Annotated in this window: 12 protein-coding genes; 10 read left to right on the forward strand and 2 right to left on the reverse strand. The window is 36.9% G+C overall.

Annotated elements, in window-relative coordinates:
- The first annotated feature begins 50 nt into the window (after positions 1–50).
- The 3 genes from H4K33_RS12840 to H4K33_RS12850 all read left to right on the forward strand — a co-directional run bounded on the left by H4K33_RS12840 (position 51) and on the right by H4K33_RS12850 (position 4,650).
- On the forward strand, positions 51–3,461 hold the full coding sequence (locus tag H4K33_RS12840; RefSeq protein ID WP_182649595.1) for a hypothetical protein: 3,411 nt from the start codon (positions 51–53) through the stop codon (positions 3,459–3,461).
- A 184-nt stretch (positions 3,462–3,645) separates the two neighbouring features.
- Complete coding sequence (locus H4K33_RS12845) at positions 3,646–4,209, forward strand: 2'-5' RNA ligase family protein (protein WP_182649597.1); 564 nt, start codon at positions 3,646–3,648, stop codon at positions 4,207–4,209.
- A 90-nt stretch (positions 4,210–4,299) separates the two neighbouring features.
- A complete protein-coding gene (locus tag H4K33_RS12850; RefSeq protein ID WP_182649598.1) occupies positions 4,300–4,650 on the forward strand; it encodes a tRNA-binding protein in 351 nt (116 codons plus the stop codon).
- A 30-nt stretch (positions 4,651–4,680) separates the two neighbouring features.
- On the opposite strand, the gene H4K33_RS12855 is transcribed toward H4K33_RS12850, so the two are convergent.
- Positions 4,681–5,781 carry a DUF2891 domain-containing protein gene (locus H4K33_RS12855; protein ID WP_182649601.1) on the reverse strand — a complete coding sequence of 367 codons (1,101 nt, stop codon included), beginning with the start codon at positions 5,779–5,781 and terminating at the stop codon, positions 4,681–4,683.
- Positions 5,782–5,969: 188 nt separating this feature from the next.
- On the opposite strand from H4K33_RS12855, the gene H4K33_RS12860 reads away from it, so the two are divergent.
- The 7 genes from H4K33_RS12860 (at position 5,970) to H4K33_RS12890 (ending at position 11,573) form a co-directional block, all read left to right on the forward strand.
- Positions 5,970–6,536 (forward strand): hypothetical protein, encoded by a 567-nt coding sequence (locus H4K33_RS12860; RefSeq protein ID WP_182649603.1) that lies wholly within the window; start codon positions 5,970–5,972, stop codon positions 6,534–6,536.
- 3 nt (positions 6,537–6,539) lie between these two features.
- A complete protein-coding gene (locus H4K33_RS12865; protein ID WP_182649605.1) occupies positions 6,540–6,992 on the forward strand; it encodes a cytochrome d ubiquinol oxidase subunit II in 453 nt (150 codons plus the stop codon).
- Positions 6,993–7,019: 27 nt separating this feature from the next.
- On the forward strand, positions 7,020–7,268 hold the full coding sequence (locus tag H4K33_RS12870) for a hypothetical protein (protein WP_182649606.1): 249 nt from the start codon (positions 7,020–7,022) through the stop codon (positions 7,266–7,268).
- 71 nt (positions 7,269–7,339) lie between these two features.
- A complete protein-coding gene (locus H4K33_RS12875) occupies positions 7,340–7,837 on the forward strand; it encodes a hypothetical protein (RefSeq protein ID WP_182649608.1) in 498 nt (165 codons plus the stop codon).
- Positions 7,838–8,011: 174 nt separating this feature from the next.
- Positions 8,012–10,072, forward strand: coding sequence for a methionine--tRNA ligase (gene metG / locus H4K33_RS12880; RefSeq protein WP_182649610.1), 2,061 nt, complete (start codon positions 8,012–8,014; stop codon positions 10,070–10,072).
- Between the two features lie 91 nt (positions 10,073–10,163).
- Positions 10,164–10,451 carry a hypothetical protein gene (locus H4K33_RS12885; RefSeq protein ID WP_182649613.1) on the forward strand — a complete coding sequence of 96 codons (288 nt, stop codon included), beginning with the start codon at positions 10,164–10,166 and terminating at the stop codon, positions 10,449–10,451.
- Entirely contained in the window at positions 10,452–11,573 is a 1,122-nt protein-coding gene (locus H4K33_RS12890; RefSeq protein ID WP_182649615.1) for a hypothetical protein, read from the forward strand.
- A gap of 80 nt (positions 11,574–11,653) precedes the next feature.
- Here H4K33_RS12890 and H4K33_RS12895 read toward each other — a convergent pair whose 3' ends face one another.
- Positions 11,654–12,607: an aldo/keto reductase gene (locus tag H4K33_RS12895; RefSeq protein ID WP_370576680.1), complete on the reverse strand. Its 954-nt coding sequence runs from the start codon at positions 12,605–12,607 to the stop codon at positions 11,654–11,656.
- Positions 12,608–12,684: the final 77 nt, after the last annotated feature.

The raw sequence follows: 12,684 nt of genomic DNA on the forward strand, positions 1-12,684 counted from the left end.
AAATATTATGATAAATACACTACTTTTGACGAAATGGAGTTTATACATAGATGAAGCTACAGCGTTTTTTATTTCTTTTCCTTTTTTGGTATTCTTGTTCTTTTGCACAAGAAGGAAACTCGCTGTATAAACAACAGATTTGGGAAGAAAATCAAACCACATTTCAGCTTCCCTCTGCTCCATTAAACAATAGTTATTTTGAAATTCGAGATGCACAGCAAGTAGTAGTTCCATCATCAGCTTATCAAGTTGATTTTAAAACCAATACCATTACGTTGTTACAAACAACTTTTGCATTTCCTTTAACTCTTTACTATTTAGAGCTTCCCTCTTTTCTTACCTCTCCGATTAGTTACTATGATACTTCGCGTATTGTTCCCAACGAAGCGGGTAGTTTTACCTATCAACATCAGACCAACAATCGACCTGCTTTTGTACCGTTTGAAGGGTTAAATACCATGGGAAGCTTATCAAGAGGACTGACCATGGGAACCAATCAAAGTGCAGTTACCTCATCGAATTTAGATTTACAAATCACAGGAAATTTGTCTGATCGCGTTAAGATTCGCGCCTCCATTCAAGACAACAATCTTCCCTTGCAATATGGTGGGTACTCTCAAAAAATAAATGAATTTGATCAAATATTTATTGAACTATTCTCAGATGATTGGTCCATTCGAGCAGGAGACATTTTCTTAGAAAATAGAGCGCGTCGTTTTCTAAACTTCAACAAAAAAGTACAAGGATTATCTACGCGTTTTGTCTTTGAAAAAGACGAAGCTAAAACAACAATCGAAGCGGCGGCAGCATTGGCTAGAGGACAATACACGCGCAGTACTTTTACGGGGCAAGAAGGCAACCAAGGACCTTATAAGCTCAAAGGGAGTAATGGCGAATTGTACATCCTAATTGTATCTGGTTCAGAAAAAGTGTATGTCAATGGTTTACTGCTTCAACGAGGGGAAGACAACGACTATGTGATCGATTACAATTCGGGTGAATTGCGATTTACAACGCGTTACCCCATTACCTCAGACATGCGAATAGCAATCGAATATCAGTATACTGACCGCAACTATACGCGTTTTGTTGGCTATGGCAATATCCAACACGAAACGCAAGCTTGGCAATTTGGTGTTACCGTATTTACGGAAACCGATTTAAAAAATCAAACGCTACAGCAAAGCTTAACCGAAGAGCAAATTGACATCCTCAAACAAGCTGGTAATGATCCCAACAAAATGATTGCTCCTTCTGCCTATAGAGATACCTATTCTGAAAATAAAGTATTGTATACCAAAGAACAAACTACAGATGGACAACCTTATTTTGTTTTTTCAACCAATCCTGATGCCGAGCTCTACCAAGTAACCTTTACGGCAGTTGGTAATAATCAGGGAGATTATATACTAAAAAGCACGCAATCCATCGGACGTATTTATGAATATGTAGCTCCTATTCACGGTGTTCCACAGGGAAATTATTCTCCTGTAGTAAAGCTTGTTGCTCCAATTAAAAATACCATTGCCACATTTAATGCAGCATATCGTCCATCAGAAAAAACGTCGTTGGATGTCGAACTCGCTTTTAGCAATCACGATGCCAATCTATTTTCCTCCTTGGATCAGGAACAAAACAACGGTTGGGCTACTGCTCTAAAGGGAAAACAGCGTTTATGGACACGTGACCAAGCACAACTTAATGTGCTAACAGATGTTCAGTTTATTCACAAGAATTTTCATTCCTTAGAAAATCTATTTTCCATTGAATTTGATCGCGATTGGAATTTACAGTATACCACAGGCAATCAAAGCTTACTTACCGGTGGTCTTGAATTTAAAATTCCGGGTAAAGCAACCGCCACATACCTGTTTGAACAGCTCAACTTTGGTGATGATTATAAGGGTTATCGCCAAAACCTAATGGCCAACTGGCAATCGAAGCCTTGGCTAATTGAAACAAAAAACAGCCTCATGCAAGCCGATGGTTTACTACAAAAGACCACCTTTATACAGAGTCATTCTCAGGTTAAACACAGCTGGGAATCTACGTATGTGGGTACACGTCTTGCCTTTGAACAAAACAAAGAAACACTTCAGGAAACACAAGTACTCAATCCGATGAGTCACCGTTATTCTTCTCTTGATTTATTTGTAGGAAAAGGAGACTCTTTAGGGCAAAATATTGAATTAGGTTATCAATTCAGGCTCAACGATAGCATCCAAAACAATCAACTTGAACGCTTCTCAAAAGCGCATACTTTTTACGTCAAGTCTCAACTGTTGAAATCAGAAACGCGTGATTTGAATCTCTATGCAAACTATCGCTCTGTTCGTCCTGTTGCGGAAGATAAACCAACGGAAAACACCATCAATAGTATCTTAACCTACCGCGATCAATATTTTAAAGGTTTTGTACAATCTCACACATTATATGAAATAAGTTCTGGAACGATTGCCCAACAAGAATTTACGTACTTAGAAGTTGAACCAGGTCGTGGACAATACATGTGGATTGATTACAACAACAATGGCATTCAAGAACTGGAAGAATTTGAACTAGCTCCTTACCCTGATTTAGGAAAATATGTACGCTTATATTTGCCTAGTCAGGTTTTCTTACCAACCAATCAAAATAAACTAACGCAAACCTTAACGTTAAATCCTGCGGCTTTATGGCAAAACGCAACAGGAATTAAACGGATTTTGGCTTTCTTTTATAATCAAACATCGTATAGTATAGATCGAAAAGACTTAAAAAAAGGCAACCAGCTCCGACTACATCCTTTTACAACTGACAAGGAAGAAATGGTTGGTTTATTAGAGAATTTCAACAATTACTTATACTATAACCGCGGAAAAAAACGCCATAGTGTAACTTATATGTATACCAAGTCCAAAAACAAAAATCTGTTATCTTATGGATCAACTGAAAATAAAATCCAAACCCATCAATTGGGATATAATCACTTGATTCGAAAAACATGGTTGATTGATCTTTTGGGTAAAACCACCAAACAAGAGACTATATCCCCTTCTTATGCCAGTAAAAACTACGAGTTAAAAATTCAAGGTTTCGAAACCAAGTTATCTTATTTATTTTCCTCACAGGCTCAGGTTGATCTTTTCTACACGTTTCAAGAAAAGAAAAATCAAACCGCTGATTTTGAAAATTTACAGCAACACCGTCTTGGCTCTTCTTTCACATTCAATCAAGTAAAATTATTTACAGTGAATGGAGAATTGTCCTTTTTTCAAAATACCTTTACTGGAAATGCTTTTTCCCCTATTGGGTATCAAATGCTTGAGGGATTACAACCAGGAAAAAACATGACTTGGCGTTTGATGTTTCAAAAAAATCTAACAAATTACTTAGATTTGAGTTTGAATTACCAAGGCCGAAGCAATGAATCAACCTCAACCATTCACACGGGAAGCGTACAGTTGAGAGCGTTTTTTTAATTGTTGAAAAGGTGTGATGATGTGATGGTGAGGTGTGAAAGTGTTAGAACTAAACCGATAACCTTTAGATTTTCTTTTTCATTTTTCGCAAGTTGCTTTTTCGCCAGATTATCGATTAAAGAATATATATGTCATTAAATCAAAAAGTTAACTGATAACTATAAACCGTAAACTGTAAACCATTATGTATAGCGATAAATATTCCCTTTGTTTTCAACCTGATCTTGCTTTAATAGAACAAGTCAAAGCGATGAAATTACAATTGGGAGAAGTTATTGGTTGGTTCAACAGTAAAAATTCATTAGCCCATTTAACGATTGCTGAATTTCAAGCCAGTGAACAAGACATTCAGCGCATGCATCAACAAATTACCCGTTGTTGTAACGGATTTACACCGGTAGAAACGCATTTATCTTCTTTTGGTACTTACCCTAATGGAACTTTTTTTTTGGAGGTAGATCCACTAGCCAAACCACAGTTAAAGACATACGCACAAAAATTGTTTCGTACCTTACAGCTAAAAAATGCTTATAAATGTACAGATCCTCACTTATCTATTGGACGCAAGCTCGATGACACCAAAATACAGCAAGCATATGCTTTGTTTGAGCAACCTCAACTTTCTTTTTGTTGTGATTTAGTTGTTCTTCGTCGACTCAATACGGAGCGTCGACAGTTTGACATCATTCATTATTATCCTTTTTTATCTCAACCGATGGAAGAGGATACACAGTTGACTTTATTTTAAAATCGACCTCTTGAACTTCATCTTTTTCGCATTTGACAATTTTTATGTTTTAATTTTTCCTTATTTTTGAGTTTACACAAAACTTAAATTATGGAAAACAGCAACAATAATACGCTAACGTGGGATGATTTCATGAAAGTAGAAATGCGCGTTGGTACGATTATTCAAGCCGAAGAATTCAAAGAAGTCCGCAATCCTGCATATAAATTAGTAGTTGATTTTGGAGAAGAAATTGGAATGAGAAAAACCTCAGCCCAGATTACAAAATTATATACTCCTGAAGAGTTAATTGGAAAACAGGTCATTGCTGTGGTCAATTTTCCACCCAAACAAATTGCCAATATCATGAGTGAATGTTTGGTTATGGGAGCAGTAGAAGGAAAAGAAGTAACCCTAATGAGCTTAGACAAACCCGTAAAAAATGGGTTAAGAATAGGATAAAAAAAAGGTTTCGCAAGCGAAACCTTTTTTTTATTGATGTACTAAAGCATAGAGTGCAAAGGTTCCTAACCAATGACTTCCCATATAGTCATCATCTGTTATGTTGCCAAAAGAAGCATCAAAATGTTGTTTTCCAATGGCTCTTAAATGAGCTAATTCTGGTAATTTTTTAGATAAATCAGTCAAACAAGTAGTTCTACTAAAGTTTAATCCATCCAAATGGACGAGATGACCATCGGTTCTATCGGATACTTGCCCTACAGCTAATTGAAAATCCGCAGTAAAAACAGCAGGTAAAAAAGCGGTTAACCACGTTCTAAACGTCGCTTCATCTTGTATTTTACTCATCAAACGCGCTTCTTCCAAGCAAGGAGATAAAAAATCATGTCCACTCGGTTCAAAAGCTAAGTTACAGTCAACATCTTTTGCATACAGGCGATTAGCCGTTTCAATTAAGAGCGTCTCAAACGCAGTTTTTTTCATCAAGCGTGCATATTCTAGAGAGAGGGATAATCCATAGGCTGTATTGTCGTGTGTTCCCGTGCGGATTGGATAATTCAATTTTGGTAAATACTCTTGGTAGCGCTCGATTAGTATATCAGCTAAAGGTTCTATTAATTTTGCCCAACGCTGTGCATCAGGGTCTTCCCAGGTAGATAACGTTCCGTGTAACTGAAAAAGCCAAGCCCAACCATAGGTACGTTCAAAAGTTCTATTATTAGGATCTTCAAAAAAGGCCATTTCTACTTGTACGTTTTCTGCCGTAATCAGTGTGTTTAATCGCTCGCGAATATGGTGCTGCTCTTCAAGCTCTGGAAAGCGCTTCATCAATTCAATAATTGACCAATACCCATGAACCGCTGAGTGCCAATCGAAACAACCATAAAAAATAGGACGCAATTGTTTGGGTGTTTTTAAATCCGCATCAGCTCCTAAAACCTGTCCTAACTTATTCGGATACTCTTGTTGAAGGCAGTGCAACGGCAAAGCAATGATCTTTTTCGCTTCTTTTAAACTTAACACCAGAGGTGCGGTTGTAACAAGTTCCTTTTCTATTTTTTTATCCTTTTCTTTGGGTGTACAGCCTAATAAAGCCAAACTCAACACAGTGTAAATACCTATTTTTTTCATTCTTTTACTTTAAACACCCAATGTAGGAATTATTCTAAAAAAAAAGAACTTCAACAGTCAAATAATTAGCTTATTTTCTTTAACAACACTCTTTTTATCTTCCTGATTGTCTTTGTTTTATAAAAAATAAACTGATTTAAAAAATATACAGCGCGGACGTTCACTTTTTTGTACATTTGAAATAAAAAATGCGTAGAATCACCTTATCCTTTTTCAGCGTACTCTTGTTGGCAACCACCATTATCTCGTGTGATAACAAGTCTTTAAATCCCTCTAAGGCAATTACAGCTATTGAGGCTTATATGGAAACACAACCCATCTATGAAAGCACGACCTTTACAGTTGGAGAAACAAAATTAAGAACCAAAAAAGACGGAGAACTTATCAAACAATACCAACAATTGGCGGATGACGGTTACCTAAGTCTCTCAGATTTTTCAACAAAGAAACGCTTTCTCTCTAAAGATAGTTTATGGCAAGGAACCATCAAACTAACGGAGAAGGCTCACCCTTTTGTCTTAGAGCAAAAAAACAATAAAATTAAAATTAAAACCATTGAGTATTTGGTCGATAAAGACAATGGGTTTCAATTAGATACCAAGGGCAAAAAATCGGCAACAGCAACGGTTATGCTGAAGAAGAGCCCTACGCCTTTTCATTTTCTTAAAGAAGACAAATCACCTCATACTGAATTTATTACTAGAAAATTCAAAATGAAATATTCTGAAGAAACGGGCTGGAAAATCACAAAGTAACAAATGGGAAAGAATATATTTATCTTGGTTTTAATCCAAGCGCTTTTGGCTATACTTATGGCGTTTTTAATTTCGAAAATGTCCTTTATCGGTCGAATGGGTATTACGTTTGTATACAAAGAGTATTTGGTTTTTAAATCTCCTTGGAAAACGGCTTTGCTTCTTTTTGCCGTTCAAACTTTTCTGATCCTCATTCTTGCCTTTTTCAAGTATTTTACCCCGAGTAAAATAGCCAATACGGTAGCTGTCTTCACGATATTAATTGGTCTTGGTGCAGCTTACTATACCTATCTTGATTTTACGACTACGTCACACAAATATATGAAGAGCAATTTCCATATGGGATTTTACCTGTTTTGGTTTGCTTGGATTTTTTCAGCAGTGTATCTTTTGTTTTTAAAGAAAAAGAAAGTTGCATTGACCAACTTAGAAATACAAGAGGTAACCTCGGCATAGTCTAATACTATTTTAAAACTCAACTACATGAAAGCATCATTTCTCTTTTTTAGTTCCTTTGTACTTCTCACACTGTGGAGTTGTACAGATAAAAGTAAAGAAACACAAGAGCCAACGCGTATCAAGTTGGAACAACCGACTACGACAACAACGGCACAACCCGTTCAAATTCCCATGCACGGAACTAAAGAAAACAGCTCTTCTGGCATGACTTCTTTCAAAATGAAAGAAGATTTGAAAGAAAGCAGTACAGAAAAAAACACAAATAAAGAATAAGGTTTAACTTCTAATCGTTTTTATTCCAATTAAAAATAGTTAAGTTTACCATACAAACCAATTAACTAATCATGAAGAACTATTTATTTGCAGTATCATCCTTGTTGCTTTTAAGTTTAACAGCTTGTAAAGACACAGGTAAAGAGCCCTCTAATATAACCATTGATGGGGCTTCGACAGAACAACCAGCAAGTACGTCTACTCCTGCAACAGCAGAAGAAGCTACCCCTGCACAAAATACAACTACACCTGTAGCGAGTACACCAGCCACAACGAATCAAGCAGCTGCAGCTAGCGGTAAGTTGAATCCTGCACATGGGCAACCAGGGCACCGTTGTGACATTCCTGTAGGAACACCATTAGATGCTCCTGCTGGAGGAGGCATGCAAGCATCAGCTACTCCTGCACCTGCACCATCAAGTCAAGGTCAACCTTTCTTGGTTAATGATCAGGCAAAAGGTCGTATCATGCAAGAGCAAGGGCAAACAGCAAGTAGTGGAAAAATCAATCCTCCACATGGGCAACCAGGACACCGTTGTGATATTCAAGTGGGACAACCACTACCATAATGTAGTTATTTTATTATTTAATATCCGTAAAAAAGGCAAAATCAAATTGATTTTGCCTTTTTTGTTGTCCAATTTGGGTAAAAAGCGAAAAAAAACACTTCAAAATAATCCATTCAACTTCCAGCAATATTGTTTATTTTTGCATTCTTATTAATTTCATATAGAATATAGTTTATGATACAAGATCCGAAGAGATATACGCTAACTGCGGCATTGCCTTATACCAATGGGCCAATCCATATTGGACACCTAGCAGGTGTTTATGTTCCAGCTGATATTTATGCTCGATTCTTGCGAATGCAAGGCAAAGATGTTGCCTTCATCTGTGGAAGCGACGAACACGGGGTGGCTATTTCTATGAAAGCAAAAAAAGAAGGTATTACCCCTCAACAGGTAATCGATAAATACAATGGTATAATCAAAAAATCATTTGAAGATTTTGGTATTACTTTTGACAACTATTCGCGTACTTCTTCTTCTATTCACCATCAAACAGCATCTGAATTTTTCAAGAAATTGTATAACGAGGGAAAATTTATTGAAGAGGTAACGGAGCAATTATATGATGAGCAAGCACAACAATTCTTGGCCGATCGTTTTGTAACGGGAACTTGTCCAAAATGTGCGAATGAAGAAGCCTATGGAGATCAATGTGAAAAATGTGGTACTTCACTAAATGCAACGGATTTAATCAATCCTAAATCGACGATTACAGGAAGTAAACCGATATTAAAATCAACGAAACACTGGTTTTTACCTTTAGATCAATACGACGGATTCTTGCGTCAGTGGATCCTAGAGGGGCATAAAAATGACTGGAAACCCAACGTATATGGACAAGTAAAATCTTGGTTAGATGATGGTTTAAAGCCTCGTGCTGTGACGCGCGATTTAGATTGGGGTATTCCTGTTCCAGTGGAAGGAGCTGACGGAAAAGTATTGTATGTATGGTTTGACGCTCCTATTGGGTATATTTCATCAACCAAAGAATGGGCACAACGCGTTGGAAAAGATTGGGAACCTTACTGGAAATCTGAAGACACTAAATTGGTTCACTTCATCGGAAAAGACAATATTGTTTTCCACTGTGTGATTTTCCCTGCAATGTTAAAAGCTGAAGGAAGCTACATCTTACCTGACAATGTACCTGCTAATGAGTTCTTAAACTTAGAAGGAAACAAATTGTCTACCTCTAAAAACTGGGCCGTTTGGTTGCATGAGTACTTAGAAGATTTTCCAGGCAAACAAGATGTATTGCGTTATGCACTAACTGCTAATGCACCTGAAACAAAAGACAATGACTTTACATGGAAAGATTTCCAAGCGAGAAATAACAACGAATTAGTTGCTATTTTTGGAAACTTCATCAACCGTGTAGTGGTATTAACCAATAAATATTACAACGGAGTAGTTCCTCAACCTCATGCTTTTTCTGAGGTGGATATTGCAACGTTACAAGAGTTAAGAGCCTATCCAGCAGTGATTGAGAGTTCGGTTGACCGCTACCGTTTTAGAGAAGCTTTGGGTGAAATGATGAATGTAGCTCGTTTAGGGAATAAGTATCTAGCAGATGAAGAGCCTTGGAAGTTAATCAAGGAAGATGCAGATCGCGTACAAACACAAATGTATGTTGCTTTGCAAATTGCTGCTGCTTTAAGCACATTGGCGGAGCCTTTCTTGCCGTTTACTGCGACAAAATTAAAATCAATCTTGCGCTTAGAAACGCCAATCGCATGGTCGGCTGTAGAGGTTGATCAACCTTTACTAAAGGCGGGACACCAAATTGGAGAAGCGGAACTATTATTTGCTAAGATTGAGGATGAAGAAATTCAAAAACAACTAGATCGCTTAGAAGCATCTAAGCAAGCAAATAAAGCTGAAAATGCGGTAGTAGAACCTCAAAAAGAAACAGCTACCTATGACGATTTCGCTAAATTGGACCTTCGTGTAGGAACGATTATCGAAGCAGAAAAAATGCCGAAAGCCAATAAACTTTTAGTGTTAAAAGTAGACACAGGACTCGATGTGAGAACCATTGTATCGGGAATTGCAGAACACTTTAAACCTGAAGATATCATCGGTCAACGTGTAACTGTTCTTGCGAATTTAGCGCCTAGAGCTTTACGCGGTGTTGAAAGTCAAGGAATGATCTTGATGACAGAAGATGCTAATGGTAAATTAGTATTCGTCAACCCAGATGAAGAGGGTGTAAAAAACGGAGCAACTATTAATTAAATATAAAAAAGGGAGCCTATCGGTTCCCTTTTTTATTGCTTGCAGAGACTAAAACAAAGTTTATATTTGTGTTAAATAACCAAAACACCTTATGATTAAATTTTTTTCAACACTGATACTATTAAGCTTTGTAACAGTAGGACAAGCACAGGTTGTAGAAGCGAAAATCCCAACGGATTTAGCCAATATCAATGCTGTCTATCATTTTAACCGAGGCGAAAAAAACTGCTTTTTCCTTTTCGAAGAGACTTCCATGCAATTTGCTCAGTTATCTAAAGATCTCAACATTGAACAATCTTTACTGATCCCTTTACATCAAGCAAAGGGAACTTTTGCTTCCTATCTAATGAAAGATGATCATGTCCTAACTACCTTTTGAATGAGTCAAAAGGAAGTTTACGCCTTACATACCGATTTAAAAGAAAGCACAACAACAGCCAAGTCTTATTCCATAAAGGAAGACAACGAACAGGTTCTTGCTTATATTACCTATGAACAATCTTTTTATATACTCAAAGTAGTCAAAAACTCCAATTACCTAAAGCTTTTACAGTTTGATGCAAATCTTTCGCTTGTATCGAGTACACTTTTAAATTTTTCGGATCAGAAGTTTTTCAATAGACACAACGAAAAAACCGATTTATATAGCGTACTAAGAGAAGAAACACGAAAAGAATCGTCTATGGTAACTCCTATTGTCGCCAATCAACGTACCTCATTAATAAAAGCTTCTGCAAAACGAAAACTCTATGTATTTGACAGCAACTTGTATATTACTTTAGACAACTCCAAACTAAGAACAATTTGTTTATCTGTTAATTTACTTACAAAACAAACAAACACACAAGTCTTCAACCAAAATTACGATATATCAAAATCCCTAATTTTTGATTCTAACTCTTTTATGTTTGATGACAAACTAATACAAGCAAGTTTTACGAGAGAGTACATCAACTTTATTATTCGCGATCTTGCTGGAGTACCCATCAAAACGTTTCGTTTAGACAAAAAGGAAAAAGCAGATTTTTTAATCGGTGATATTTCAAAAATATCCGATAATGCTTTTGGTCGAGACAAAGCTAGTTCCTTTACAAAAACCAAGCGTTTTTTGTTTAACATGATGGATTACAATGCTCAAGCTATTGCGGCTTATCCTTATGAGGACAGTTATATCCTAACGTTTGGTGGAGTATCAGACTTGAAAAAAACGCTAACTCCTGGCAGAGATATCTTTGCTTATTTGATGGTTTCACCAAATCGAACAAGTATTTTCAATGAATACTACAATGCTACAGCAATGATTGCCACGGGAGCGCTAACACGTGAGTTAGAGCCTAATCCAACCTTGACCCTGCCAGAAGATAAATTAGCCGATTTAAGATACTACAACAATTTTGATCCTAAGGATCCAAAATACAAAGTTGTGTTCAAGGTCAAAGACCAATACTATTACGGCAAACAAGAAACTGGAAGCAAAACGCTTGATTTAGTTTCTTTTTAATAAAAAAAAACGCGTTTGTATAGTTATACAAACGCGTTTTTTTATACCTGTTATTTTTACTGGAAGAAAACCTTTTTCTTCTAGTTCCATGCACTACACACTTCCAATAGCGTTAAATCATCTGAATCCAATTTAACTTGGGTAGCTCGAATCAAACTTTGCATTTGCGCGGCATTCGTTGCACTGACAATAGGTGATGTAATCGTTTCTTGAAACAGCAACCACGCAATAGCCACCTCAGCACTTGTTGCCCCATGCTTGGAAGCGATTTGAGCTAGTCCATCTAAAATACGCAATCCTCTATCATTTAAGTAGTGTTCCATCATCATTTTACGAGCGCTACCTTCTAGATCCGCTGTTGATTTATACTTGCCAGACAAAAAACCACTTGCCAAAGCAAAATAAGGCATTACAGCGAGTTTTGTATCTGACACTATATTCTTATACTCTGATTCGTATTTTTCTCTATCATAGAGGTTGTAAAGAGGTTGCAACGCAATATAAGGTGTCCATCCTTTTTCTAAAGCTATTTGATTACTCGCCATCAAGCGCTCCCCACTTAAATTAGAAGCACCAAGAGCGCGAACTTTTCCGGCTTGAATAAGCTCTTGGTATGTTCCCATAATCTCTTCAACTCCTACGTTCAAATCATCATGGTGCGAATAGTATAGATCAACATAATCAGTGCGCAAGCGAGTCAAAGAAGCATCAATTCCATCAATGATTTGTTGTCTCGTTAATCCGCGTTCAACCCCTTGCATACCGCCACCTACTTTAGTTGCTAATACCACATCTTGTCTTTTTTTGCTTTCAGCGAACCATTTTCCAAGAATGCGTTCTGATTCGCCACCCACATTTCCTGCTACCCAATGAGAATAACTATTAGCCGTATCGATAAAATTAATGCCTTGTTCATGCAGTTCATCTAGCATACGCAACGAGGCTTTTTCATCCAATGTCCATCCAAATACATTTCCGCCAAAACAGATTTCGGAAACCGTTAATTCTTTATTTACGTGTTTTCTCTTCATCATCAAATTGTTTTATTTTATATCGTTTATACACAAATCTGTATGTACCCCAACTTACAAAAAAATGGCAAGGTCACCAA

The organism is Myroides sp. WP-1 (genome assembly GCF_014145635.1).
In the GTDB taxonomy this organism is placed as follows: Bacteria; Bacteroidota; Bacteroidia; order Flavobacteriales; family Flavobacteriaceae; genus Flavobacterium.